The organism is Streptomyces sp. NPDC001401, assembly GCF_042895385.1.
Taxonomy (GTDB): Bacteria; Actinomycetota; Actinomycetes; order Streptomycetales; family Streptomycetaceae; genus Streptomyces.
Map to the genome: position 1 here is coordinate 347,224 of NZ_JBIAWI010000006.1, position 24,167 is coordinate 371,390.

Annotated in this window: 24 protein-coding genes; 7 read left to right on the top strand and 17 right to left on the bottom strand. The window is 70.7% G+C overall.

Annotated features, from left to right (window positions below):
- Positions 1-29 precede the first annotated feature (29 nt).
- The 8 genes from ACFY10_RS22805 to fxsT form a co-directional block, all read right to left on the bottom strand.
- Complete coding sequence (locus ACFY10_RS22805) at positions 30-1,163, bottom strand: hypothetical protein (RefSeq protein WP_390666994.1); 1,134 nt, start codon at positions 1,161-1,163, stop codon at positions 30-32.
- 23 nt (positions 1,164-1,186) lie between these two features.
- Entirely contained in the window at positions 1,187-2,269 is a 1,083-nt protein-coding gene (locus ACFY10_RS22810; protein ID WP_390666995.1) for a patatin-like phospholipase family protein, read from the bottom strand.
- Positions 2,266-3,495, bottom strand: coding sequence for a GTP-binding protein (locus ACFY10_RS22815; protein WP_390667116.1), 1,230 nt, complete (start codon positions 3,493-3,495; stop codon positions 2,266-2,268). Before ACFY10_RS22815 ends, ACFY10_RS22810 begins: the two co-directional genes overlap by 4 nt.
- Positions 3,496-3,514: 19 nt before the next feature.
- A complete protein-coding gene (gene rpmF, locus ACFY10_RS22820) occupies positions 3,515-3,685 on the bottom strand; it encodes a 50S ribosomal protein L32 (RefSeq protein WP_390666996.1) in 171 nt (56 codons plus the stop codon).
- A gap of 73 nt (positions 3,686-3,758) precedes the next feature.
- On the bottom strand, positions 3,759-4,181 hold the full coding sequence (locus ACFY10_RS22825) for a (2Fe-2S) ferredoxin domain-containing protein (protein ID WP_390666997.1): 423 nt from the start codon (positions 4,179-4,181) through the stop codon (positions 3,759-3,761).
- Between the two features lie 43 nt (positions 4,182-4,224).
- The gene (locus tag ACFY10_RS22830; protein ID WP_390666998.1) at positions 4,225-5,433 is read right to left on the bottom strand and encodes a right-handed parallel beta-helix repeat-containing protein; all 1,209 of its coding nucleotides are present in this window, start codon (positions 5,431-5,433) and stop codon (positions 4,225-4,227) included.
- Positions 5,434-5,571: 138 nt separating this feature from the next.
- Positions 5,572-5,808: a hypothetical protein gene (locus tag ACFY10_RS22835; protein ID WP_390666999.1), complete on the bottom strand. Its 237-nt coding sequence runs from the start codon at positions 5,806-5,808 to the stop codon at positions 5,572-5,574.
- A gap of 78 nt (positions 5,809-5,886) precedes the next feature.
- Positions 5,887-7,905: an FxSxx-COOH system tetratricopeptide repeat protein gene (gene fxsT, locus ACFY10_RS22840; RefSeq protein WP_390667000.1), complete on the bottom strand. Its 2,019-nt coding sequence runs from the start codon at positions 7,903-7,905 to the stop codon at positions 5,887-5,889.
- Between the two features lie 322 nt (positions 7,906-8,227).
- On the opposite strand from fxsT, the gene ACFY10_RS22845 reads away from it, so the two are divergent.
- A complete protein-coding gene (locus tag ACFY10_RS22845; RefSeq protein ID WP_390667001.1) occupies positions 8,228-8,719 on the top strand; it encodes a hypothetical protein in 492 nt (163 codons plus the stop codon).
- Between the two features lie 395 nt (positions 8,720-9,114).
- On the opposite strand, the gene ACFY10_RS22850 is transcribed toward ACFY10_RS22845, so the two are convergent.
- From ACFY10_RS22850 to ACFY10_RS22860, 3 genes are all read right to left on the bottom strand, one after another.
- Entirely contained in the window at positions 9,115-9,330 is a 216-nt protein-coding gene (locus ACFY10_RS22850) for a dodecin (protein WP_390667002.1), read from the bottom strand.
- Positions 9,331-9,368: 38 nt separating this feature from the next.
- Complete coding sequence (locus tag ACFY10_RS22855; protein WP_390667003.1) at positions 9,369-11,660, bottom strand: nitrate- and nitrite sensing domain-containing protein; 2,292 nt, start codon at positions 11,658-11,660, stop codon at positions 9,369-9,371.
- A gap of 174 nt (positions 11,661-11,834) precedes the next feature.
- Positions 11,835-12,608: an AraC family transcriptional regulator gene (locus ACFY10_RS22860; RefSeq protein WP_390667004.1), complete on the bottom strand. Its 774-nt coding sequence runs from the start codon at positions 12,606-12,608 to the stop codon at positions 11,835-11,837.
- A 101-nt stretch (positions 12,609-12,709) separates the two neighbouring features.
- On the opposite strand from ACFY10_RS22860, the gene ACFY10_RS22865 reads away from it, so the two are divergent.
- On the top strand, positions 12,710-13,543 hold the full coding sequence (locus ACFY10_RS22865; RefSeq protein ID WP_390667005.1) for a sulfite exporter TauE/SafE family protein: 834 nt from the start codon (positions 12,710-12,712) through the stop codon (positions 13,541-13,543).
- Positions 13,544-13,590: 47 nt separating this feature from the next.
- Here ACFY10_RS22865 and ACFY10_RS22870 read toward each other — a convergent pair whose 3' ends face one another.
- The 6 genes from ACFY10_RS22870 to egtA all read right to left on the bottom strand — a co-directional run bounded on the left by ACFY10_RS22870 (position 13,591) and on the right by egtA (position 19,595).
- A complete protein-coding gene (locus ACFY10_RS22870) occupies positions 13,591-14,286 on the bottom strand; it encodes a polysaccharide deacetylase family protein (protein ID WP_390667006.1) in 696 nt (231 codons plus the stop codon).
- Positions 14,283-14,957 carry a glycoside hydrolase family 11 protein gene (locus ACFY10_RS22875; RefSeq protein WP_390667007.1) on the bottom strand — a complete coding sequence of 225 codons (675 nt, stop codon included), beginning with the start codon at positions 14,955-14,957 and terminating at the stop codon, positions 14,283-14,285. Before ACFY10_RS22875 ends, ACFY10_RS22870 begins: the two co-directional genes overlap by 4 nt.
- Before the next feature lie 231 nt (positions 14,958-15,188).
- Complete coding sequence (gene egtD / locus ACFY10_RS22880) at positions 15,189-16,151, bottom strand: L-histidine N(alpha)-methyltransferase (protein WP_390667008.1); 963 nt, start codon at positions 16,149-16,151, stop codon at positions 15,189-15,191.
- Positions 16,148-16,945: an ergothioneine biosynthesis protein EgtC gene (gene egtC / locus ACFY10_RS22885; protein ID WP_390667009.1), complete on the bottom strand. Its 798-nt coding sequence runs from the start codon at positions 16,943-16,945 to the stop codon at positions 16,148-16,150. The genes egtD and egtC overlap by 4 nt, the downstream gene beginning before the upstream one ends.
- Entirely contained in the window at positions 16,945-18,279 is a 1,335-nt protein-coding gene (gene egtB / locus ACFY10_RS22890) for an ergothioneine biosynthesis protein EgtB (RefSeq protein WP_390667010.1), read from the bottom strand. Before egtB ends, egtC begins: the two co-directional genes overlap by 1 nt.
- A complete protein-coding gene (gene egtA, locus ACFY10_RS22895) occupies positions 18,276-19,595 on the bottom strand; it encodes an ergothioneine biosynthesis glutamate--cysteine ligase EgtA (protein ID WP_390667011.1) in 1,320 nt (439 codons plus the stop codon). The genes egtB and egtA overlap by 4 nt, the downstream gene beginning before the upstream one ends.
- Positions 19,596-19,883: 288 nt before the next feature.
- Between egtA and ACFY10_RS22900 the strand changes: the two genes are divergently transcribed.
- The 5 genes from ACFY10_RS22900 to ACFY10_RS22920 all read left to right on the top strand — a co-directional run bounded on the left by ACFY10_RS22900 (position 19,884) and on the right by ACFY10_RS22920 (position 24,109).
- Entirely contained in the window at positions 19,884-20,714 is an 831-nt protein-coding gene (locus ACFY10_RS22900) for a TIGR02452 family protein (protein WP_390667012.1), read from the top strand.
- A gap of 328 nt (positions 20,715-21,042) precedes the next feature.
- Positions 21,043-21,492, top strand: coding sequence for a DUF3995 domain-containing protein (locus tag ACFY10_RS22905; protein ID WP_390667013.1), 450 nt, complete (start codon positions 21,043-21,045; stop codon positions 21,490-21,492).
- On the top strand, positions 21,476-21,997 hold the full coding sequence (locus ACFY10_RS22910) for an RNA polymerase sigma factor (protein ID WP_390667014.1): 522 nt from the start codon (positions 21,476-21,478) through the stop codon (positions 21,995-21,997). Before ACFY10_RS22905 ends, ACFY10_RS22910 begins: the two co-directional genes overlap by 17 nt.
- Positions 21,994-22,446, top strand: coding sequence for an SRPBCC family protein (locus ACFY10_RS22915; RefSeq protein WP_390667015.1), 453 nt, complete (start codon positions 21,994-21,996; stop codon positions 22,444-22,446). Before ACFY10_RS22910 ends, ACFY10_RS22915 begins: the two co-directional genes overlap by 4 nt.
- A gap of 331 nt (positions 22,447-22,777) precedes the next feature.
- Positions 22,778-24,109, top strand: coding sequence for a phosphatase PAP2 family protein (locus ACFY10_RS22920; protein WP_390667117.1), 1,332 nt, complete (start codon positions 22,778-22,780; stop codon positions 24,107-24,109).
- The last annotated feature ends 58 nt before the right edge of the window (positions 24,110-24,167 follow it).

A 24,167-nucleotide genomic window follows, 5' to 3' on the forward strand; every position in this document is an offset into this window, starting at 1 on the left:
CGCATACGGTCACTGTCGGTTGCCTTCGGTCACATGACGTCCTGGTGATCCTCCGGTGCCTTCTCCAGCTGCTTCACCTCGTCCGGGGCGGGCTCGGCCGCCAGGAGCTTCTCGGCGCGCTGGTCGATGCTGCGGGTCAGCGCCAGCTGGGCCACCCCGAACACGACGGCGTAGGCCATGACGCCACGCCACGAACCGGGTGCCTGGATGACGGGCAGGGCGGCGGTGTCCACCAGCACCAGCCCGGTCACCGCGGTCAGGGCGCCGGTGGGCAGCTTGATGAGCTCCTGGAACAGCGGCAGCCCGTAAGGGTTCCAGCTGCCGCCCATCTGCTGGAGGCGCGCCGCCACGTGCAGGGCGGCGCCGAGCACACCGAGCAGCATGACCACGGCGACCTCGCTCACGCCGGGCGCGAGGGAGTCCGGGCAGTTGCGGCCCGTTTCGCAGACGGGGACGGCGCCGTCGACCCACAGGGGCGCGCAGACGGCGGCGGCCAGGAGGAGGCAGAGGACCAGGCCCGCCCGGATGAGCCGGTTGCGGAAATTGCGACTGCGCACCGCGCGCTCCTCCTGGAGGGCGTAGGCGGCCTGCAGCAGCGCGGCCAGGGCCCACGGCAGACACACGTCGTCGGGATTCTGCTTGGACTTCAGCGCCTTGACCCGGGCGAGCCGCGGGTCGCCTCGGCGCAGGGGACGAGCGGTGACCAGGATCGTGTCGAGGCGCTGCCAGGCCCGGCGGGGCCGCGACATGGTGAGGATGGCGACGTCGGCGGCGTGCAGACAGGCCAACGTGCCCTCGTAGGCATACCCGGACCACCAGCTGCGCAGCCGCCACCGCCACGACCGGCGCTCGCCTGCCTTCTTGATCAGGCTCTGCGCCGTGTCGAGGAGGCATCCGGCCCCGTTCTGCAGCTCCGCGTACCGCACCCCGTCGCGGGTGGGCAGGTCCGGCGGGAGGTAGGTGGCGTCCAGTTCCACCCGCAGCACGCACAGGCGGGCCTGGGCGCGGTGCAGCCAGGTGTTGGGCCGATCGGCCGGCGGATAGGGGTACGACCGGGGCCGGACGGGGCGGACGCGAAGCGCGGACAGTTTTCCCGCAACCGGCTTGCCGGTACGGCGAGTCGGCGCGCGCAGCGGTCTGTGCGGGCGGGCGCGAGGGCTCATGGTTCCTCCGTCGCCGGGTGCCGTCAGCCGGCCGCGGCGGCCGTGTCGGGCCGCGGGTGCCAGCGGTCCAGCCACCGCGGGAAGTCCCACGTGGACAGGAACGTGCCGGCCGCCTTCTGTCCCTGGGCCAGGAGGTAGTCGGCCTGCTCGCGGGTGAGGAGGAAGTCGGTGGAGCGCACGCGTCCGGTGTCGATGAAGACGGTGCGTTCCTGCACGGACGGGTCATTGATGTGGAGCCGGTCGTGCGCGTCGGTCATCGTCGAGATCAGCCGCTGGACCAGCGTCACCGGATTGCCGGCGGGGCGCCAGTCCTGCGCGGGCGTGGTCCGCATGGACAGTTTGAGCCCCCAGGTGGGCCAGCGGGGCGGGCGTCCGTCGCGGCGGTCGAAGAGGGCCACGGGGAAGTTGGACAGCATCCCGCCGTCGACCAGCACGAGGCGTTCGGAGCCCTGCTCGGGTCCGCACTTGAGGGGCACGGGCCGGAAGAAGAACGGGATGGATGCGGACGCCCGTACCGCGTCCGCCACCTTCATCCTGTCCGGATCCAGACCGCACAACTGCTCACAGTCCCAGGGCAGATGCAGCTCCCGGCCCCGGCTGATGTCGCTGACCGTGACGACCAGGCGGTAGGGCGGCGTGCGCGGATCGTCACCCGGCTCCTCGTGCCGCAGGTCCTTGAAGGTCACGACGTTCTTGCGGGCCAGGCGCTTCTCGATCCAGGCGTGCAGCGCGTCGCCCTTGAAGACGCCGTTGTGCAGCAGGAAGGCCAGCGCCGCCCCGGGCTTGCCGAAGTGGCGTGCCCAGCCGTCCTCGAAGGACGCGAACGGCATGCCCCTGAGGGTCTCTTCGAGCTCGGGCACCGTATAGCCGGCCGCCAGCAGCGCCCCGGCCACGGCGCCCGCCGAGGTCCCCGCCACCCGCCGTACGGTGTGCTGCGCGCAGAGCTTCTGCAGCGCCCCGACGAAGGCGATCCCCTTGACCCCTCCGCCTTCCAGAACCAGGTCCACCCGGGACTTCGTCTCCGGGCCGGCAGCCGCGTGTGGGTCCACCGCCCTCACCCCCGTCGCGGTCGCGGCCGCGCCGACGGTGGCGTGCCGCGCTGTCACACCGCTCGGATTCGAGGATCCTCAGATGTGCGGACCATGTCCAGGATTTCAGCAGGAGTTGGGACATGGCGGATTTGGTGCTCGTGCTCGCAGATGTCGTCGATGCCGTACGTGTCCCAGGCGGGGAACGGGTCGACGTCAGGGAGGCGTTCGCCGGGCCTCATGAGGCAGTCCGCCAGGGCGGCTTGAATCCTGTCCGCGTTCAACTGGACGCCGATCAGCACCAGTTCCTGCGCATACGGCGCCTCGGGATCACGCGCGGCCGACGGCTCGAAGCGGGCCACGGAACCGGCCTGCGACCACAGGCCCGTCACCTGGGAGCGGCCGGCCAGGTTGAAGAAGCCCTTCGAGCGCAGGACCCGGCCGAATGCGCCGCTGTCCAGGTCCTCGGTCACGAAGGTCCACAACCGGCCGGGATGGAAGGGCAGTTCGGAGCGGAAGACCGTCGACGAGATGCCGTACTCCTCCGTCTCCGGCACATGGTCGCCGTTGAGCTCGCGTACCCAGCCCGGCGCCTGCTGTGCGCGTTCGAGGTCGAACAGGCGGGTGCCGAGGACCTGTTGGAGGTCCACGCGCGCATGGGTGGCCGGGACGATGCGGGCGAGGGGGTTGAGGCGGGCGAGCGCCGCCCGCAGCCGGTCGGCGGTGCGGGAGTCCACCAGGTCCAGCTTGTTGAGGACGATGACGTCCGCGAACTCGACCTGGTCGACGAGGAGATCGCTGACGGTGCGCTCGTCGTCCTCGTAGGGGGCGAGGCCGCGCTCGGCGAGTTCGTCGCCGCCCTCCAGCTCCGGCAGGAAGTTCGCCGCGTCCACGACCGTGACCATGGTGTCCAGCTCGGCGACATCGCCGAGAGTCGCGCCGTCGTCGCGGGCGAACGCGAAGGTGGCCGCGACCGGCATCGGCTCGGAGATACCGGACGACTCGATCAGGAGGTGGTCGAAGCGGCCCTCGCGGGCCAGCCGGTCGACCTCCTCCAACAAGTCGTCGCGCAGGGTGCAGCAGATGCAGCCGTTCGTCATCTCGACGAGGCGTTCCTCGGTCCGCGAGAGCGCGGCCTCACCGCCGCGCACCAGCGCGGCGTCGATGTTGACCTCGCTCATGTCGTTGACGATGACGGCCACCCGCAGGCCCTCGCGGTTCGCGAGGACGTGGTTGAGCAGCGTGGTCTTGCCCGCCCCGAGAAAGCCGGACAGGACGGTGACGGGCAGGCGGGCGAACGGCATGTCGTACGGCATCGCGGGCTCAGCCTTCGGGGCGCAGCAGCCCGCGCTCGTAGGCCTTGACCAGGTGCTGCGGCACGAGGTGGGTGACGCCGTCGATGGTGAGCGGTACGAGCTGCGGGGTGGTCGCCTTCCACTGGGCGCGGCGGTGGCGGGTGTTGCTGCGGGACATCTTCCGCTTGGGGACAGCCATGGGAAACCTCCTCGGTGGGCAAGCACCGAGGACGCTACATGAAAATGGATCCCATTAACAATTGAGGGTCGAGTCAGCGGCGGCTGCGCACGCGTGCGTCCCGCGGTGGCTGGATGAACTGCAGCTCCAGCGTCACGGGCGGTTCGGCGATGCCCGGACCGCCCGCCGCCGCCCAGTCGATGACCTCCTCGGTGCAGTCGTCGTCCATCGCGAAGCCGACCCAGGTGGCCCGGCCACCCGCCCGGCGCCCCGCGGCCGACGGCTGGACGACGATGACGTTCGCCTGGTCACAGGGGCCCAGGCAGTCGGTCGTACGGACCTGGAAGCCGGACTCGGCCGCCGCGGCGCGCAGCCGCTCCAGCTGCCACACGTGGTCGGTGCCGGGGTGCTTGCGCGGATCGCCGCAGCAGCATCCCCGGCACACGACGAGCGTGCAGGGGCGCTGCTGGGCCGCGCCGATCAGAGTCGTACGAGGGGCGGGGAACCGGGATGACATGGGAGAAGCATGATCCATGCCCTCTGTTCCTCACACCACCGGGTCAGAACCGCGCCCCGATGTTCGCCCCGTTGCGCGGCACCAGGAACGACGGTGCCGAGGGCAGCGAACCGTCGGCCGCGCGCGGGCCCGTGAGCGGCGTCGGGTCCGTGCTCAGCACCGAGGAGGCGTTCCAAGTGCCGCCCAGATCCCACGAGTTGCCCTTGGAGACCGTCTTCGAGCCGAGGGCGGCCGCCTTTCCGTCGGCGACCGACAGGTCGGCGGTGAGGGTGGCGGTCCCGCCGGAGACGTCGGCGTCGAAGCCGGTGCCGGCGTTGGCGTAGGCGGAGTCACGGGTCAGGGCGAGGGCGCCGGTGTTGCCGTTGTCGGTGAAGCCGTGCGCCGCGTTCTTGAAGGCCACGCTGTTCCGGACCGTGTGTCCCACTGCCGGTGCCGGGGTGCCGCCGCCGAGCTTGAAGCCGTTGCCGTCGCCCGCGAAGTCGGGGAAGTTCCAGCGGTTGAAACCGTTGCCGTACGCCACCGAGTTCGCGATGAGGATCGGCGAGGTGAACTTCCAGGCGTCGAAGCCGTCGTCGACGTTGTTCCACAGGCGGGCGCCGCGCACGACGTTGCCGGTGCCGCTGCCCTCCTTGATGGCGAGGCCGTCGGCGCTCTCGCCGTTCTTGCGCGGATCGCGGTTGAGGTAACTGTCCAGGTTCAGGATCTGGTTGTTGCTGGAGGCGCCCTGGAGCTGGAAGCCGGACTCGTAGTTGTCGTGCGTGGACAGGCGGGAGAAGACGTTGCCGTTGCAGCCGTCGCAGTAGATGCCGTACGGACCGTTGACGATCTCCAGGCCGGAGATGTGCCAGTACGAGGCCTCCTGATGGATCGTCCCGCGCTCGGCCCGCGGGATGCTGCCCCCGACGGGGGTGTGGCTGGCGGGCAGTTGCTCACCGTCGACCACGACGCGTTCGCCCTGGTAGGCGCTGAGCGTGATGGGCTGGGACGCCGTGCCCGAGGTGGCGATGGTGATGTTGTCGGTCAGGGCGTAGGTGCCGCCGCGGACGGCGATGACGTCGCCGGGTGCCGCCAGGTCCACCGCCTTCTGGATGGTCTTGAGGGGCCGGGCGAGCGTGCCGGGCGCGGAGTCGTCCCCGTTCGTGGCCACGACCAGGCTCTTCGGGGCGGCCGCCGCCACGTCCGCGGTCCCTAATGCCGTCATGAGTGCCGCGCTCACGACTGCTGCCGTCCAGATCGCCGCATTGCTGCGCATGGGGCCTCCCGCCTCCGCCTGACTGTCTTGTCGTACGGAAGTGGTCGCCGCCGGCGGGGAGGTTGCCCGCCGACGGCGAACGGCCTGCGTACGTTCACTGTCGGCGGGATGCGCAGCCGGAGTGCTTGGACTACTGGACTAGCTGCGTTGCTCGTCGGCGTGCTCGCGATTGTTGCAGGCGTCCTCCAGGGCCTGGTCGGACACGGGTGCGAACACGGGGACGAGTGCGAGCGCTTCCCTGCAGAGAGCGGAGGAAAACGGGCTGTGGTGGCTGCTGTAGACGCGGGGGCCGGGGTTGTCGTTGTCGGCGTGGGCGGGGGTCGCGAGCGCGAGTCCCGTCATGGTGAGGGCCGCGAGCGCGCTGATCTTCTTCATAGCCGGATCAACGACCTCGGATCGGCCCAGGTCACGCCGCTGTTCGAGACCAACGCGCCGGTCGCTCGGACGGCGTCGTCAACGCAGCCGGTCGACCAGAGCGAATGCGTCCTCGGTCTTGGGGTGGGTCCTGCCCAGTCGGGTCTGCAGGATCTGCGCGCCGCGGCGTGCGAAATCCGCTGCGGCCGGGTCGTTCAACGTGTGCAGGACCTGGGCCTTGAACACGAGGACGTAGCCGATGTACAGGTGGTCCGGCGCGTAGATGGCCTCACGGATCTCCAGCGCCCGGGAGATCAGCGGCAGGGCCGTGGCCTGGTCGCCGAGGTCGACGTGGACGTTCGCCAGTGCGATCAGGTCGAAGCTCACGTACGGGTCGTCCGGCCCGTGCGCCGCCTCGTCGATCTGCAGCGCCCGCTCGGCCAGTGGCAGCGCCGCGCGGTGTTCGCCGAGAAGGCACAGTGTCCGCGCAAGTGTGGCCAGGTCCGTCGCGATGGCGGGACTGTCCGCCGGCAGGCAGGACTCGTGCAGCCGCAGTGCGCGTTCCGCCAGGGTGCGTGACCTCTCCAGCGCGTCGAGGTCGCGGTGGATCTGCGCCAGTGTGATCAGGTCGAAGCCGGCCTCCGCGTCCCGGCCCTCGAGCGACTCGTCGATCGCGAGGGCACGTTCACACAGGGGCAGCGCCACCGCGTAGTCCCCGATCTGGACGAGGAACGTCGACGCCAGCCTCAGCAGCACCGCCGTCTCCGCGGCGCACTCGGCCGGGGGTTCGTCCTTGGTCACCGCAATGACGTGCGGGAGCAGCTCCTGCCACCGCGGCCGCGCGTCCGGGTCACCGTGGATGTCGTGGGGCACGGCCGCGACCAGCGCCCGACACAGCCGGACCCGGGCGTCGGTGTGCGCCTCGTGCGGCATCGCGGCCCGGACGGCTGCCTGCACCAGCCGGTGCACCACCAGGGACGCGTTCCCGCGCCTGGCGAGGCCCAGACCCGCCAGGGCGCCGACCGTCGTGTCCCACGCCAGCGGGTCGGCGGCGCCCACGTTCACGATTTCGGGGCTGCCGGTGAACAGGCCCAGCGGGATCGGCTCCGGCGCCAGGAGCGCACACAGCTCCAGCAGCCGCACCGCCTGGGGCTGGTCCGTTGCCAGCCTTCGCACACTGAGCTGCCACAGGGTCGCGACCACCACCGCGGGCCGGTCGGCCAGCTCACCCCGCGCGATCATGTCGTCCAGCCGCGACGTCAACAGAGTCAAATACGCCTCGGGCGCCGTGTGGTTGTAGCCCATGTACCCGGCCGCCTGCTCCAACGCCAGCGGCAGGTCCCCCAGTTGCTCGGCGATCTCATCCGCCACCGCCTCGGTCATGCCGGGCACCCGCCGGGTCAGCAGCTCCACCGACTCCCGCCTGGTGAACACGTCCAGGTCGATGACGCCGGCTCTGCTCGACCAGCCGCTCACCCTGGTGGTGACGATGACATGGCCGTTGCCCGCCAGATCACCCGACGGCAGCGCGGGCGTGAGCGCGCCCGGCTTCTCCCCGTTGTCGAAGATGATCAGCCAGGGCCTGCGGTCCACCAACTTGCCGTATACCCGTGGGATGACCTGGCCGGAACTCGCCTCCACCAGCCCCAGCTCCCCGGCCAGCGACACGAACTGCGACGCCACCAGATCGGGGTCCTCGGCGTCCACGAACGCCACGAACCGGTACTTCGACAGGTAGCGGTAGGCGTACTCGACCGCCAACTGGGTCTTGCCGACGCCACCCAGCCCGTGCACGACCAGCATCGCGTCGTTGCTCACCGAGGTGAGGTGCTGCCGCAGCTCCCGCAGGGTGGCGTCACGGCCGGTGAAGTTGGTGTTGCGCGGCGGCAGCCGGTACGCCGCGGGCGCGAGCGGTTCCCGCGCACGGTCGCGGCGCGGCGCCTGCCACAGCCCGATCAACGACACGGGTATCAGGAGGAGGAGCACCACCCACGGGTGGACCCGCACAAAGTCGAGCGGCCCCGGCCAACGGCTCTGCCCGGACGCCGCGTTGAAGGCCAGACTGCCGACGAACAGCACCAGCAGACCGGCCACCGCGCCGGTCAGCGTTCGCCACATGGCTCCCTCTTCGGTATGACGGCTACCGCAACGACCAACAGCCGCGTGATCTTATCCCAGGGGCCGTTCCGCCCGAGGGGAATCGACGATCGGCCGACGTCAGCGGATCGCACATGTTTGCCGGACAGGATGTCTCCTCGGCGGCCTTGGTGGCTCCAGGGCGATCCCCCCGGCGAAGGGACACGAACTCGCCGCCCGCATCCCGGGCGAGCCATCGCGTGCGCAGGCCATCTGGTCCAGGAAGACGCCCCCGCCGAACTCACCGCGGTCCTCGTCCACTTCCTGCAGAGCGCCCCCTGGCGCACCTGTCTAGGGTGGGCGCGTGACCGACAGCAGCAAACGCCCGATCGCCGTCTTCGACCTGGACAACACCCTCGCCGACACGGCCCACCGCCAGCGGTTCCTGGAACGCAAGCCGAGCGACTGGGACGCGTTCTTCGCCGCCGCACCGAACGACCCGCCGATCCCGGAGGGCATCGCGCTGGTGCTGGAGAGCGCGAAGGAGTGCGAGGTCGTCTATCTCACCGGCCGGCCCGAGCGCTGCCGACCCGACACGCTCGCCTGGCTCACCGCGCAGGGTCTGCCCGACGGCCGGGTCCACATGCGGCGCAACGACGACCGCAGGCCCGCCCGCCGCACCAAGCTGGAGATCCTGCGCCGCCTGGCCCGCACCCGGGACGTCCGCGTGCTCGTGGACGACGACGAGCTGGTGTGCGAGGACGCCGAACGGGCCGGCTTCACCGTCGTACGGGCACACTGGACGGCCCCGTCCGCCGCACTGGAGGCGGCACAGGAGGTGGAGGGCCGGACCTGAGGGGTGTCCGGCCGGGGACCGTAGGTTCCGGCCGGGGTGCGCCGCCGGTCAGCAGGACGCCGGCACACCGGGGCGTGGGCCCGCGCGTCGGTGGGCAGCCGCCGGGCGCTGGCCCGGAGGCCGACTCGCCGTCATGGCCGATTGGGGTCTGGTCCGAAGGCTGCCCGTCTGCCTGGCTCGTCTGCGCCGGTCTGGTGGCAGGCTCGTCTGCCCGGTCAGGCGCTGGTTCTGAGGTTGGCCTGTCTGTCCGGCTGATCGGGGTCTGGTCCGAAGGCCGCCCGTCTGCCCGGCTCCTCAGACCGGTCCCGAGGCAGGCGCGTCTGCCCGGCTGGTCGGGTGTCGGCCGGCCCGTCCCTCTGCCCGGCCCGGCGGGCGCCGAGGGGAAGCCTGCCCCGTCAGCCCGACTCGTCCAGCCGGAAGCCGACCTTCAGGCCGACCTGCCAGTGCGCGATCCGGCCCTCCTCGATCTGGCCCCTGACCTGGGTCACCTCGAACCAGTCCAGGTTGTGCAGGGTCTGCGAGGCGCGGGTGATGCCGTTGCGGACGGCCTGGTCGACTCCGTCGGGCGAGGTGCCGACGATCTCAGTGACCCGGTAGGTGTGGTTCGACATGCGGGTGCTCCTCTCCGCCGTGACACCTGCGTCACGCGTCACTCCACCGTGCCCCAAGGCGGGGCGGAGCGCGACACGTCCGGGCCGTCGTCCTTCCTGGGGGCGCGTCGCGCACGGCGTCGGGAGCGGGCGCCTTTCGCCCGCGGTCTGCGGGCGTCCTCGTCGTGGCTGGGCGGTGCGGTGTCTGTCCTACGGTCGTTCCAGGCCTCGTATCCCTGGAACCCGTTCAAGCCGTCCAAGCCGTCCAAGCCGTCCAAGCCGTCCGACCCGTTCTGGGCATGATGTGCGACGAAGGATGCCGCGGAGACGCTGCGCCGAGATGTGGAGGCCTGCTTGACGGCAGCCAGTGCCAGGGTTTCGGCGTCGGGTTCCCCGTCGGCCGTTCGATAGGTGATCGTGTCCGGCAGCATGACGAGCGACGTCGTGCCGGACTGCTCGCCCGAGGGGCGCAGCTGGACGCGGATGCCGTGCCGGCCGGCCAGTCTGCCGACCACGAACAGGCCCATGTGCTGGGAGATGTCGGCGTCCACGGTCGGCGGATTGGCCAGCTTGCGGTTGATCACGGCGAAGTCCTCCGCCGGCAGGCCGATGCCGCGGTCGTGGATCTCGAGCATGATGCGGCCGTCGGGCAGGTGGGTGGCGGTCACGCGGACCTCCGAGTGCGGGGAGGAGAACGAGGTGGCGTTCTCCAGCAGCTCGGCGAGCAGATGGACGAGGTCGGTCACGGCCCGGCCGTGGATCTCGGCCTCCGGTATGCCGGAGAAGGCGATGCGCTCGTACTGCTCCACCTCGGAGGAGGCGGCGCGGATGACGTCGATCAGCGGGAGCGGCCGGTCCCACTGGTGGGCGGGTTTCTCGCCGCCGAGTACGAGGAGGTTCTCGCCGTTGCGGCGGACACGGGTGGCGAGGTGGTCCAGTTTGAACAGGTTCTCCAGCTGGTCCGGATCGGTCTCGTGGTCCTCCAGGTCGGTGATCAGGGCCAGTTGACGCTCGATCAGGGACTGGCTGCGGCGCGACAGGTTGGTGAAGATCGTGTTGATGTTGCCGCGCAGCAGGGCCTGTTCGGCGGCAAGCCGCACGGCCTCGCGGTGGACGTGGTCGAAGGCGCGGGCGACCTCGCCGATCTCGTCCGTGCTGGTGATCGGGATGGGGGCGACCCGGGAGTCGACCTGGCCGGGTACGGCCCTCGAGAGCCGGGTGATCAGCGCCGGCAGCCGCTGTCCGGCGATCTCGATGGCGGAGGCACTCAGCCGGCGCATACGGCGGCTCATCGTGCGCGCCACCCAGGAGGCGAGGAGGAAGGCGACGAGCACGGACGCGAGGACGAGCACCGCGTTGATGACGGCGTCACGGCGGGCGTCGTCGGCTATGCCGCGGGCGCCCGCGAGGGCCGTATCGGTGAGGTGGACCTCGATGCTGCGGTAGGCGTCGAAGCCGAGCGTGGACGCGGCGAAGAACGACTCGGGTGTGATGCCCTCGGCGGTGAGCTGCGCGGTCGTCTTCCCGGCGGCGATCTCGCTGATCATCCGGTCCAGGTCGGGCGGGGCGACGTAGGTCTGCCCTGCCGCCTTGGCCTTGGCGGCCGCCTCGGTGCGCTGCTGTTCGCCCCGAGCGGTCGCGGCTGCCAGTGCCTTGCGCAGCCGTGCCATGTCGTCGGCGGTGCCGGCACCCGCGTACTCCTGCAGCGCGACCTTTTCGAGGTAGGCGTACGAGCGGAAAGAGGCGAGCTGGGTCTCCAGTTCGCCCGTGGCGAGGGTGCCGCGGTCCTCCGCCAGCAGATGGGTGCCTATGGAACGGATCAGGGACTCGGCCGCCTGGGTCAGGGACATGGCGTAGAGGGTGCGGCCGAAGCTCGCCTGGTTGTTGCTGCCGAAGCCCAGCTCGTTCGAGATCTCCATCAGGGGGTGCTGGATGAGGTGGTAGCTCTCCTCCGTCTGTACGCCGGACAGGCGTGAGGTGAACGCGTTCGCGCGCACCGTCGGCAGCTGCTTCTCGCCGGTGCGTACCAGCCCGACCCGCCGCAGGAGGCCGGAGTTCTGCGGTATGCGGTCGACGGCTCTGTCGAATGCCGCGGCATCCTCGTCGGTGGTCCTGCGGGCCTGCACGACCGCGGCGGCATTCCGTTCGCCCTTCAGCAGCGGGATGACCGACACATCGCGCTCGTTGATGGCGTCGCTGGCGTACTTGTTCGCCGCCTGGACCAACTCGGCCACGCGGACCGCATCGTCGGCGGCCCGCCAAGTGTCCACGGAGTGCTTCACCCGCAGGCCCCCGAGGACGAGGGCGACAAGCACAGGGATCAACAGAACGGCCCTCAGACGCCTGGCCACAGGCCAGTTGCCTGTCAGGGATCTCCGCGGTGTGCCTTCGGATGTCTGGGAAACCGTGTTCGGCAAAATCGTCCTATCGCTGCTGGATCGCCTCGCGTTCGACGCAGGCCCGGCACTCTCTTTACGTTCCGCCTACGGGCCACCGTTCACTCGGCGCAGCCATAACGGCGTCTTTCATGGGGTGTGTTGAGGCTTGTGCGCCGTCGGCGGCCGACCGAGGAGCTTCTTGAACGCGGCCGTGTAGGCGGCGGGGTTGTCATAGCCGAGCAGGGCCGCGATGCGTGTGACGGGCATGCCCGCGCTGAGGTGCTGCAGGGAGTGCAGGATGCAGGCGCGCCCGCGCCACTGCGAGAAGCTCAGGCCGGTGCCGCTGCGGAACAGACGGGCGAGGGTGCGTTCGCTGATGTTGAGGGCGGCACACCAACGCGCGGGCGGGTCGTGGATGTCCGGCTTCTGCAGGAACGCCTCGCACAGGCTGCGCAGCCGCGGATCGGACGGCAGCGGCAGGTCGAGCGGCAGCGGGGTGAGGGTCTTGAGCTCGTGGAGGACGAGGGCGGCGAGTGCCGCGTCGCGGCTGTGCTCGGGGTAGCACGGCTCCATGTCGACGGCGGCCAGGATCAGTTCCCGCAGCAGGGCGGAGACGTCGACGGCCTGGCAGCGGGTGGGAAACCACGGCACGGCGGCGGGCTCGATGTAGAGGCTGCGGGTGCTGACGCCCGTCATCGTGACCTGATGCCTGGTCATGGGCGGGATCAGTACTGCGCGGGCCGTGGGAATGGTCCAGTTGCCGTCGTCCGTCTCGACCTGCATGACGCCGGTGGCCGCGTACAGGACCTGAGCGCGGCGGTGCTCATGCCAGACCAGCAGGTGGCTCTCGGGATAGTCGGTGCCGATCGCCAGCACGGCACGGTCGAGGTCGTCGACCTCCGCGACCGGGATGTTGCGCATCCCGCGAGGTTACGCGGGATCACGCGCGCTGTCTGCTGCGCGTAGGAAGGTGGCAATTCATCGATTGCCCGCCATGCCGCCCGATCTCTAGCGTCTGACCAGTGCTGATCTCGTTCTCCACTCTCTTGACTCTCCTGTGCTTCGGCTGCCTGACCGGCCTCACGACGGTCCTCTTCGGCTTCGGCGGCGGCTTCATCACCGTCCCCGTCGTCTACGGCGTGCTGAGCGCCACGGCGTGTTCGGCAGCGGACGCCATGCATGTCGCGGTGGCGACCTCGGCGGCGGTCATGGTCGTGAACGCCGTGGTCGCGGCGCTGGCCCAGTGGCGTCAGGGCCGGCTGCGCCGCGCGTACGTCTGGCCGCTGGCGGCGTTCATCGCCGTCGGCGCCGCCGCCGGATCCTTCGCGGCCACCCTGATCGGCGGTACGGCGCTGCGCCTGCTGTTCGCCGTCTACCTGCTGGTGACGATCGCCGACAGTCTGCTGCGCAAGGGCTTCCTCTCCGTGGCGCACCGGACGCGTCCGAAGTCCCTGGGCCGGGGTACGGCCACCCTCGGCGGCATGGGCATCGGCCTGGTGGCCGCCGGCCTGGGTGTGGGCGGCAGCGTCATGACGGTCCCGCTGCTGCGCCGCAGGGGCCTGGCCATGGCCGAGGCCACCGCCATGGCCAACCCCCTCAGCGTCCCCGTCGCCGTGGCCGCGACACTCGTCTACGCCCTCGCCCCCACCGCACCGGCCTGCACGGGCCAGCTCGGCTACGTCGATCTCACCGCGGGCGCCGCCCTGCTCGCCGGCTCGCTGCCCACCATCGCCGTGGCGAGGCGAGTCACCGCCCGGGTGCCGGACCGCGTCCACTCCGCCGCCTACGTCGCGCTTCTCGTGGTCGTACTGGTCGTGATGGTGGCCATAGGAGGCCGCCACTCCATCACATCCTGATCGGGGCGGCGGCCGGTGTCCGGTATCCGTGCAGGTGGTGGTTCCCGTCACGCCATCGTCGGAGCCACGGCGCGGCCGGTCTGCGGGGAGATCATGCCCGCGCACAGATTGCGGGCGGTCAGGCCCTGCGCGATGCGGGGGATGGCGGCGACCGTGTTGGCGGGCCAGTCGTGCATGAGGATGACCTGGCCGTTGGTGAGGCGGCCGGCGGCGGCCACGATCGCATCCGTACTGGCGCCGTTCCAGTCCTGCGAGTCGACGTTCCAGAGGATCTCGGTCAGACCGTACTTGGCCTCCACGGCCTTCACCGTCGAGTTGGTCTCGCCGTAGGGCGGCCGGAACAGCTTCGGTGTGCCGCCGCCCGCGGCCGCGATGGCCCGCTGGGTCCGGGAGATCTCCGAGTCGATCTGGGCCTGGCCGAGCTGGGTCAGGTGCGGGTGGGTGTAGCTGTGGTTGCCGACCCACATGCCGGCGGCGACCTGGGCCTTCACCTGCGCCGGGTAGGCGGCGGCGTACCGGCCCTCGTTGAACATGGTGGCCCGCAGCCCGTTCTGCTTCAGTGCGCCCAGCAGGGCCGGTGTGTTGCCGGACGGGCCGTCGTCGAAGGTGAGTCCGACGTAGCCATTGCAGGTGGCGGCCTGTGCCGGGGCGGCGTGGAGGGCGAGGGTGCCCGTGGCGGCCAGCGCGACGGCGGCCAGGGCCGTCGTCAGGGGACGTAACGGGTGACCTCGTCCGGTGCTCATGCCGACACCGTGATGTTGGAGCTGCCGCTGCTCTGATAGCCCTCGGTCGCGAGGATCATGTAGTACTTGAAGCTGCCGAGGGGCATCCCGGCGCGGGCCCAGGCGTCGAAGTGGTTGCCGGTGGTGATGGTGCCGCCGGTCCGCTTCGACTGCCGCACGCTCCAGTACTGGTTGAAGGTCTTGGTGCCCTCGACGGACGGGGCGTTGTAGCGCGTCGTCTGGTAGATGTCGTAGGTGCCGCCGTCGCTGGTCACGGTGCCCTTGTACGTTCCCGTGGGCCGGTAGGTGCCCCAGTTGTCGACGATGTAGTACTCGACGAGCGGGTTCGACGTCCATCCGTACAGGGACAGGTAGCCGTTGCCGGACGGGTTGAAGCTGCCCGAGTAGGTCACGTTCCGGCGCGCGCCGGTGCTCCAGCCCTTGCCGGCGACGAAGTTGCCGGTGTTCCTCCAGCTGGTGCTGTAGTTGCCGCCTGAGCCCAGGGTCATGGAGACGGTCCCCTGCGCGTCGGTCCAGAACGAGTAGTAGAAGCCGTTGTTGGTCCCGGTCTGGTTCGTGGTGATGACCGTGGCGGCGCGGGCGGTGCCGGGCAGGGCGAGCGCCGAGACGGCGCCCAGCAGCATGGCGCAGGCGGTCCTGCGGCTCGTGGGGTGTGCGGGTGTGATGTCCATGGGGCGCAGTGTTGGCCTGTCCCCGTCAAGCGTCAATAGTTTCGGCGTTGATCGCGAAACATTCGTCTCGCTGTACAGCACCTATCTTCTGAGGGCTGGGCTGAAGGGATCATTGGAGGCAAGGATGTCTCGAATGTTTCGAAGGCTTTCCAGGCCACCCGGACCACTGCTCCCATGAGTCGGGGCAGGTACCGAAGCCGGCACCTGCCCCAACCGTGCTGTGCTCTGCGACTACCGCGCCACGCTCAACGACAGCGCGAACCGCCCTTCCCGGTCCGTCCACCAGTGGGCCAACTCCAGCCCCGCCGCGGACAGTTCACCGCGCACGCCCTCCTTGCGGAACTTCGCCGACACCTCGGTGCGCAGCTCCTCGCCCTCGTCGAAGTCGACGGCGAGGTCGAGTGCGGGGATCTTCACGGTCTGCGCGGTGCGCGAGCGCAGGCGCATCTCGATCCACTCGTTGTCGGTGTCCCACAGGGCTACGTGGTCGTAGGCGCCGGGGTCGAAGTCGGCGCCCAACTCGCGGTTGACGACGGCCAGGACGTTCTTGTTGAAGGCCGCCGTCACGCCGGCCGCGTCGTCGTAGGCCTCGACCAGCACCTTCTCTTCCTTGACCAGGTCCGTGCCGAGCAGCAGCGCGTCGCCGGGGGAGAGCAGGGTGCGGATCGCCTTGAAGAACGCTGCCCGTTCGGCCGGCAGCAGGTTGCCGATGGTGCCGCCGAGGAAGGCGATCAGGCGGGGGCCCGGCGTCTGAGGCAGGGTCAGCGAGGCGGTGAAGTCAGCGATCAGGGCGTGCACTTGGAGGCCGGGGCGCTCGGCGACGAGCGCGTGCCCGGCCTGGGTGAGCGCGCTCTCGCTGACGTCGACCGGGATGTAGGTGTGCAGGCCGGTCAGGGCGTCGAGCAGGTGGCGGGTCTTGTCCGAGGAGCCGGATCCCAGCTCGATCAGGGTGCGGGCACCCGTCGCCGCCGCGATCTCGCCGGCGCGGGAGATGAGGATCTCCCGCTCGGCGCGCGTCGGGTAGTACTCGGGCAGCTCGGTGATCTGCTCGAACAGCTCGCTGCCGTGGGCGTCGTAGAACCACTTCGGCGGCAGCGTCTTGGGTGTGCCGGTGAGGCCCTGCTGGACGTCGGCGCGCAGGGCGGCGTCCGTGGCGTCCTCGGGCAGGGTGCGGGTGAGAAGGAACGGACTCACGTACGGGGCTCCTTCGGCAGTGCGGGTGCGGGTGGCGTGGCGTTGCTCGGCTCTTTGAGGGGGGTCAGCAGGACGTCGGTGCGGCTCGCAGCGAGCAGTGTGCGGTCGGGGACCTCCTGCCAGTGCGGGTCGTCGTCGTAGGGCTCGGAGGCCACGACGGTGCTGCGGCCGGGCTGGGACAGGTACCAGAGGGTGTCGCCCCAGGTCGTCGCGGTGATCGTTTCGCCGTTGGTGAGCAGCAGGTTGAGCCGGGAGCCGGGGGCCGCCTCGGCGACCTCCACCACCGTCTCGGCCAGCGCCTGCCCCTCGTCGTCACCGCCGCGCAGCCGCGCCAGGACCAGCGCCCACACGAGCGCCGAGTCGTTGCGGGCCTCCAGCGACAGCACGTCGGTGGCGGGCAGGCCCGCCACGAGGGGAGCGAGCGAACCCGGCCACCCCTTCACGGCACCGTTGTGGCTGAACAGCCAGGGCCCGGCCGCGAACGGCGCCGCCGCGGCCTCCGCGTCGGCACCCGCGAGGGTCGCATCCCGTACGGCGGCGAGTACGGCCCCCGAGCGCACGACGCGCGCCAGGTCGGCGAAGGACAGGTCCGCCCAGATCGGCCCGGCCCGGCGGTAGCGCGCCGGCACCGGGTCCCCCTCGGCGTACCAACCCACCCCGAAACCATCGGCGTTGACCGTCCCGTACCGCTGGTGTCGCGGCGCCCACGACTGGCGGTACAGGCCGTGCGCGGGCTGAACCAGGACTCTGCCCAGCGGCTCCTCGGGGCCCAGATACGCCAGATGACGGCACATCAGATGGCTCCCGCGGAGCGGGCGGTGCGGAACCCGGAGAAGATCTGCCGCCGGATCGGGTAGTCCCAGTTGCGGAACGTCCCCCGGCAGGCCACCGGGTCCACGGCGAACGAACCGCCGCGCAGCACCTTGTACTCCGGCCCGAAGAACACCTCCGAGTACTCCTTGTACGGGAAGGCCTCGAAGCCCGGGTACGGCGTGAGGTCGCTGGACGTCCACTCCCACACGTCGCCCATCAACTGCCGTATGCCGAGCGGGGATTCGCCCTCCGGGTAGCTGCCGGCCGGGGCCGGGCGCAGGTGCCGCTGGCCGAGGTTGGCGTGCTCCGGCGCCGGGTCCGCGTCGCCCCACGGGTAGCGCATCGAGCGGTCGGTGGCCGGGTCGTGGCGGGCGGCCTTCTCCCACTCGGCCTCGGTGGGCAGCCGCCGCCCGGCCCAGCGGGCGTAGGCGTCGGCCTCGTACCAGCACACGTGCACAACCGGCTCGTCCGGCGGCACCACCTCGGTGATGCCGAAGCGGCGCCGCAGCCACTGCTTGCCGTCGCGCTTCCAGAACAGCGGGGCGTGGATGGAGTGCTCGCGGATGTGTGCCCAGCCGGCGGCCGTCCACCAGCGCTCGGTGTCGTAGCCGCCGTCGTCGATGAACGCCTGGTAGGCGGCGTTCGTCACGGGGGTGGTGTCGAGGTAGAAGGGCGCCACCTCGCGCCGGTGCGCGGGGCGCTCGTTGTCCAGCGCCCACGGCTCGGTGGAGGTGCCCATGGTGAACGGGCCGCCGGGGACCAGGACTTCGGCCGGGCCGGTGAACAGCGGCACCGGGTCCGGGTCCGGGGCGGTCAGGGCCTGCGGGCCCTTGCGGAGCTGATGGGTGATCAGCATCGTCTCGTCGTGCTGCTGTTCGTGCTGCGCGATCATCCCGAAGGCGAAGCCCGCCTCCGTGAGTCTCGTCCCGTGGAAGTCGGCGTTCTCCAGGACGTCCATCACCCGCCCGCGCACCTCCGACGCGTAGCTGCGCGCCTCGGCGGGCGGCAGCAGCGGCAGCGAGGGCCGCTCGGAGCGCGGGTGCTCGAAGGCGTCGTAGAGGCCGTCGATCTCGGGGCGCATCGCCTCCCGGCCGGCGACGGCCCGCAGCAGCCACAGCTCCTCCTGGTTGCCGATGTGCGCCAGGTCCCACACCAGCGGCGACATCAGCGGCGAGTGCTGCGCGGTCAGGTCGGGCTCTTCGACACAGCTGGTCAGGAGCGTGGTGCGGGCGCGGGCGGTGGTCAGGGTGGTCAGGGCCCGCTCGCGCAGGGTCTCTGCGTCGATTGACGATTCGTCGATGGCGGGGTCGGTCATGATGTGCGGATGTCCTTCCCGTGCGGGCGTCGGTCGGTGCCGCGCACCCGGTCCAGCAGGTCGTCGGCCGGGGTTCGGCCCTGCATGACATAGCGGTCCAGGTACGCCGCCACCGCGTCCGTGACCTGGATGGTGGCCCCGAGCCGGGGCAGGGCCTCGAGCGCCGCCGCGAAGCAGGCGATGGCCGCCTCGTGCAGCTCGGGATCGGCCAGGCCGTTGCGGGCCGCGTCGATCCACAGCGGATTGTGCGGCGCCGCAAGCCCGAGGGCCCGCTCGGCCAGGGGCTTCACGGTGCGGTACGCGGTCTCGGCGGCCTGAGGGTCGTCGAACAGCGCCGTCGCCACGGCCAGCGGGACGATCCACCCGTCGTCGCCGGGCTGTGCGTCGATCATGCGCAGTTCGAGGAAGCCACGCGGTCTGACCGGCGGGAACAGCGTCGTGATGTGGTAGTCGAGGTCCTCGCGGGTGGGCGGCCGCGGTGTCCCCGAGCTGGTCCATTCCCGGAAGGTCAGCCCCTCCGGAACGTCCCAGGGCCCGCTGTCCTCTCGTATGCACATCACCGGCGCGTCCAGGACGTGCCGCGCCCAGGACCGGCGCGGATCCCCGTCCAGCGGGGGCGCGCCCGCCCGGCCGGGGCCTATCTCCAGCCACAGCAGCTGCCGGGTGGAGCGCCAGCCGGTGGGCTCCCGTCCGGCCAGCGGGGAGTTGGCGAAGGCGGCCACCAGGACCGCGCCCAGCTGGTGCGCCAGCCACCAGCGCCGCCCGTGGCCGAGCGGGCCGGGTTCCTCGTATCCCGCGTCCAGGCAGACCTGGACCGAGGCCGAGGTGCACATCATGCGGCGGCCGGACGGGCCGGTGCGGTCCAGGCAGGTCTCCATGGCGTCGTAGCGCCGCTCGTGCAGGAACCGGCGCGGCGGATGCCAGGGGTCGTGGCCGATGCCGACGAGGCCGAGATCGTGCCCGGCGAGGGCCGAGCGGACGGCGTCGAGGTCGGCGGAGACGGTACCGATGCACTCCATCAGGGAGGTGGCGGGCGGCGAGCTCAGCTCCAGCTGGCCGCCGGGCTCAATGGTGAGCGCCGACCTCAGGGGCACGGTCCGCAGTGCGGCGTAGGCCGCTTCGAGTCGTTCGGGTGTGACGGGGAGCTGCGGTGTGCGCAGCTCGTGGACGAGCCATTCCACTTCGACCCCGACATTGCGGGGTGGGCCGGTCTTGAAACAGATGCCCCGGACCAGTGCCTCCACCTCGGGTGGGGTGAGGGCGGTGCGGGGCTCCGTACAGTCGCTCGCCGGAGCGGCGCTCGACGTATCTGACATGTCGGGAACCTCCTGAGATTCGACTGTGCCACCGCCCCGGCCCGTCGGGTGCCCGGACGGCAGCACTCGTCCCACCCAAGCCCCTCCCGTCGCCTCGCACAAGGGTGCGTATCGGCATGTTCCGACTCGGTAATCTCCTCGTTCCGAGCGTTTCCTGGGGCTTTCCTGGGTGTTCGAGGACGCGGAAACTCTGTTGCACCGCATGTCCAGCATCGCCCAGGATCGGTCCATGAGCACGACGGGGGAGCGCGCACGGCGCGCGAGCGTGGCGCACACGGGGGTTGCGCCATGAGCGCGCGCCTGCGTGGCATAGCGCAGCAGACGGAGCAGATCGTGGCGGCGGGCGCGTATCAGGCGTCCGACGGGCGCGAGGTGTCCATTGCTACGGCGGTGGAGGCGGCGCGGGCCGGTACGCGGATGCACGGGCCGGACCCCGTGCAGGTGTCACCGACCGCCGCTGCCGACACGTTCTTCGAGGTCACGGGCGAGAGCAGCCTGGAGGCGGCGCGCCGGCTCGGCGGGACGGTGGCGGTTTTGAACTTCGCCTCGGCCCGCAACCCGGGCGGCGGCTTCCTCAACGGCGCCCAGGCCCAGGAAGAGGCCCTGTGCCGCGCCTCCGCCCTGCACACGTGCCTGCTTGAGGCCCCGGAGTTCTACGACCACCACCGCACTCACCGCGACCCGTTCTACACCGACCGGGTCATCCACTCCCCGGCGGTGCCCGTCTTCCGCGACGACCGCGGCCGCCTGCTGGACGAGCCGTACACCGCGGGTTTCCTGACCGCCGCCGCCCCGAACGCCGGAGTGATCAGGCGTACGGCGCCGCAGCGCGTCCCCGAGCTGCCGCAGGCCCTGGCCGTCCGCGCCGAGCGGGTGCTGGAGACGGCCGCGGCCCACGGCTACCGGCGGCTGGTGCTCGGCGCCTGGGGCTGCGGGGTCTTCCAGAACGACCCGGCACAGGTGGCGGGCGCCTTCCGGGCGCTGCTCGGCCCCGACGGCCGATTCGCCCGGGCCTTCGAGCACGTGGCCTTCGGCATCCTGGACCGCACGACGGGCAACACGGTCCGCGGCGCGTTCGTACGGGCGTTTCCGGAGCGTCAGCTCCTGCCGGAAAGGTGAGTCCCCCGCAGACGGGGGATGCTGCGGGGGACTCGTCCTGGAAGACGAGCGAGAGACGGTCCGCGTTCCGGACCCGAGGAAAATACTTCTCGTCGGCTCCCGCAGCGATGCCATCTCACCTGTGCCCGGTGCCTCGTTCCGGGACGGCTTCCCGCAACGGCCTCAGCGGACGCGGCCGATCTGCCTGCCGGGGCGGCGGCGGTGGACCGCCGGGCAGGCGAGGCCGTCGTCGCACGCCTCCGGAAAATTCACGTACTCCGAGGGAACGTTTCGCGTGGACGGCTCCTCAACAGGGCGACGGAATCCGCTCGCTGACGTAGGAGAACCCATGCCGTACCGGCCCGCGACCCCCGCCCCGACCCGTGCCGCCGCGCTCGTCGCCTCGGTGCTCGCTGCGGACGCTGTGCTCCACCTGTACTGGACGACGGGAGCCACCTGGCCCGCGGCCGACGACACGAGCCTGTCGTACGCGGTTCTCGGGACGGACGTGCCGTTCACGCCACCGGTCCTGCTTCCTCTTGTCGCCCTGCTTCTCACCGCCGCCGGCTTAGTCCTCGCCGGTTCTCGCCGGCCCCGCTGCGTGCTCTACCGCGTCGGGACCCTGGCCGTGGCCGCGGGCCTCTCGCTGCGCGCTCTGGCGGGGATCTACTGGCTGTTCGCCAAGGAGGCCGGCACCGCCTTCTACCTGCTCAACTTCCTCCTCTACACCCCGCTGTGCGCCGTCCTGGCCGTCGCCGCTCTGCGCGTGGCGCGGTGGAAGGATGCGGCCCGTGCCTGATGAACGCCCCGATGACCGGACGGCCCGGCTCGTGCGAGCCGCCCAGCGGGGCGACACCCTCGCCATGGCCGAACTCCTGGATGTCCTCGCCCCGTACGTGGGCCGCGTCTGCGCTCCCATAGCCCTGGGCCAGGGCGCGGACGCTGCGCAGGAGGCTCTGGTGGCGGTCTTCAAGTCGCTGCGCACGCTGAAGGACCCGGCCGCACTGCGCGGCTGGGTCCGTGCCATCGCGGTACGGGAGGCGATCCGCACCGCGCACCGTGCCGCCCGCACCGTTCCGGCCGATCTCAGCGCGCTCCCCGCCCGCGGCGACCCCCAACTCTCCGCCGACATCAGGGACGTACTGGACCGGCTCTCCCCCGAGCACCGCGCGGTGCTGATGCTGCGTGACGTCGAGGGCCTGGACGAGCGCACCGCCGCCGCCCTGCTCGGCGTGCGCACGGGCACCGTCAAGTCGCGGCTGCACCGGGCCCGCGACACCTTCCGGAAGGCGTGGACGTCATGAACGAGCCCTGGCCCACAACTGACCTCGACCCCGTGCGCCGCCTGCACGCCCTGGCCGGCGGCATCCGCGGCGCCCACGTGACCGAGGCGCACATCGACGCCCCCTTCGAACGGGTCTGGGCCCTGCTGGGCGACCTGGAGGGCGCTATGGGGCAGGTCGTGCCCGACATGGAGCGGCTGCGCGTCGTCCGTCGGCAGGGCGAGCGCGTAGAGGCGCTGGCGCGCAGCAAGTACGGGATGCGGGCACGACTGCGCGGGGTGCAGCGGCCCGGCTGGTGCTGGCTGCAGAGCCGGTTCCTGCTGCTCGGCGTGGCGGCGACGCCAGAAGGCCCGGGCACTCGGGTGGCGTTCACCGGTGGCGTGCGCCTGCCGGCCCATGCCGCGCTGATCCCCCTGGGCGTACGGCGTGAGGGCAGCCGCAGCGTTCAACGCCTGACGGCACTGCTGTGACCGGGAGGGCACACCGTGCGCCCTGGGGGTCGGTCTGCTCGGCATCGGCCTCCGACACGAGACAACCTCGATCGCGCTGAACCGGTCTTCTCAGGCGGTGCGGGCGTCGCGAGACTGCCCGTGACCAGCGAAACCCACTTGCACGGCCCGATAGCATGTTCGAGCTCGCCTGACCGCCCTCAACCGAAAAACCATGCCATCCAGCACAACAAGTGACCTGACCAACCATTAGTCTAAAAAATCGGCCAACCAATTGATACCTAGTGAATCGCGGTTGTCTCCGCGAATAAGACGCAGAATTTCATTCGCCACGTGGTCTCAGCCGCGGACGATACTGTGGACCGCAGCGGGTGTGGTGGTCCTCGGATTCCTCATCACGTTGGAGATTGCCGCACGCCAATACGGACTGCCGGGGCCGCTCACGACCCAGGTGCAAGAGGTAATACTTCCCCCCAAGTCGGGTTTCCTCCTGTACGGCAGCATGGCGCTGATGATGGTGGTGCTCACCCGGCGGCAACGATTCATCGCGGCCGGTATCGCGATCGGCATCGACAGCGTCTTCCTGCTGGAGCGGTGGGCGTTCGACGTCAAGGTGACCGACGGCCACCACCCGTTCGGAAACGGCGCGTTGTGGGTGATTCTGGGCTTTGCGGTCATCGCTGTCACGCGCCGCACCGGCCAGGAACGTGTCCTGCTGCTGAAGGGCGTCGGCCTGGCCCTGCTGCTGGTGGCCGGCCGCAAGACCGGCGACACCTGGCTGCTCATCACCTCGAAGGCACGCCCGACGGTGCTCGACCAGTACGTGGCGACCGCCGATCGCGCGCTGGGCGACCCGTCGTGGCTGGTGGGCCGGATCGTCAAGGCCACCGGCCCGATCGGCTTCCACGTCCTCGACCTCGTCTACGGCCAGCTCGCGGTTGCCGCTGTCGTCGTCGCGCTCTATCAACTGCGCAACGTGGCGGCCGAACGCCGCTTCCCGACCCACCATCTGGTGCGCACGTTCCTGGTGATCGGCCTGCTCGGGCCGGCCATCTACATGATCTTCCCGGTGGTGGGACCGGTCTTCGCGTACGGCGCCGGCGTCGACCACTGGCCGAGCCCCGACATGGGGCCGGACGCGCTGCCCTCCGTGCACTTCGCGGTGGCCGACATATGGCCGCACACGCTGCCGTCGCTCAATGCCCCGCACCCCATGCAATTCGACAAGTTCACCCCACGCAACTGCATGCCCAGCCTGCACACCGCATGGGCCACCGCCATCTTCATTCACTCCCGGAAGGGCCCGCGCATTCTGCGCTTCGCAGGCACGTTCTGGCTGATTGCCACGCTCTGCGCAACGCTGGGATTCGGCTACCACTACGGCGCCGATCTCATAGCCGGCATGGTGTTCACGCTCACCATCGAGGCAGCTCTGCGCGCGTACGACCGCGGCTGGGATCGATCAGGGATCCAGCTGGTCGCCTACGGCGCCGCGGTCTTTGTCGCGCTGTTGGTGGCGTATCGCTGGCTGCCGTTGGAGATGGCCAAGCACCCGTGGGCGTTCGGGCCGCTTCTCATCCTGGCGCTGATCTCAGTGGTCTACGGCTACGTACGGACCACCAGGGCCTGGGAACCGGTCGTCGCACCGGTGCGGCAACCGCAACCGCAACCCGAACCAGCTTGATGCATGCGATGCCCCGGCCGGTCAGAACGCTGTTGTGCGGTCAGGCCGGGGCCGCGCG

Bases quoted from the DNA above. Each gene is read 5' to 3' on its own strand.
- ACFY10_RS22910 (WP_390667014.1), top strand. From the start codon at position 21,476: ATGCGGCCCGTGCCTGATGAACGCCCCGATGACCGGACGGCCCGGCTC.
- ACFY10_RS22870 (WP_390667006.1), bottom strand. From the start codon at position 14,286: ATGAGCACCGGACGAGGTCACCCGTTACGTCCCCTGACGACGGCCCTG.
- fxsT (WP_390667000.1), bottom strand. From the start codon at position 7,905: ATGTGGCGAACGCTGACCGGCGCGGTGGCCGGTCTGCTGGTGCTGTTC.
- ACFY10_RS22905 (WP_390667013.1), top strand. From the start codon at position 21,043: ATGCCGTACCGGCCCGCGACCCCCGCCCCGACCCGTGCCGCCGCGCTC.
- egtC (WP_390667009.1), bottom strand. From the start codon at position 16,945: ATGTGCCGTCATCTGGCGTATCTGGGCCCCGAGGAGCCGCTGGGCAGA.
- ACFY10_RS22830 (WP_390666998.1), bottom strand. From the start codon at position 5,433: ATGCGCAGCAATGCGGCGATCTGGACGGCAGCAGTCGTGAGCGCGGCA.
- ACFY10_RS22875 (WP_390667007.1), bottom strand. From the start codon at position 14,957: ATGGACATCACACCCGCACACCCCACGAGCCGCAGGACCGCCTGCGCC.
- ACFY10_RS22860 (WP_390667004.1), bottom strand. From the start codon at position 12,608: ATGCGCAACATCCCGGTCGCGGAGGTCGACGACCTCGACCGTGCCGTG.
- ACFY10_RS22900 (WP_390667012.1), top strand. From the start codon at position 19,884: ATGAGCGCGCGCCTGCGTGGCATAGCGCAGCAGACGGAGCAGATCGTG.
- egtB (WP_390667010.1), bottom strand. From the start codon at position 18,279: ATGACCGACCCCGCCATCGACGAATCGTCAATCGACGCAGAGACCCTG.
- rpmF (WP_390666996.1), bottom strand. From the start codon at position 3,685: ATGGCTGTCCCCAAGCGGAAGATGTCCCGCAGCAACACCCGCCACCGC.
- ACFY10_RS22815 (WP_390667116.1), bottom strand. From the start codon at position 3,495: ATGCCGTTCGCCCGCCTGCCCGTCACCGTCCTGTCCGGCTTTCTCGGG.
- ACFY10_RS22850 (WP_390667002.1), bottom strand. From the start codon at position 9,330: ATGTCGAACCACACCTACCGGGTCACTGAGATCGTCGGCACCTCGCCC.
- ACFY10_RS22805 (WP_390666994.1), bottom strand. From the start codon at position 1,163: ATGAGCCCTCGCGCCCGCCCGCACAGACCGCTGCGCGCGCCGACTCGC.
- ACFY10_RS22835 (WP_390666999.1), bottom strand. From the start codon at position 5,808: ATGAAGAAGATCAGCGCGCTCGCGGCCCTCACCATGACGGGACTCGCG.
- ACFY10_RS22915 (WP_390667015.1), top strand. From the start codon at position 21,994: ATGAACGAGCCCTGGCCCACAACTGACCTCGACCCCGTGCGCCGCCTG.
- egtA (WP_390667011.1), bottom strand. From the start codon at position 19,595: ATGTCAGATACGTCGAGCGCCGCTCCGGCGAGCGACTGTACGGAGCCC.
- ACFY10_RS22825 (WP_390666997.1), bottom strand. From the start codon at position 4,181: ATGTCATCCCGGTTCCCCGCCCCTCGTACGACTCTGATCGGCGCGGCC.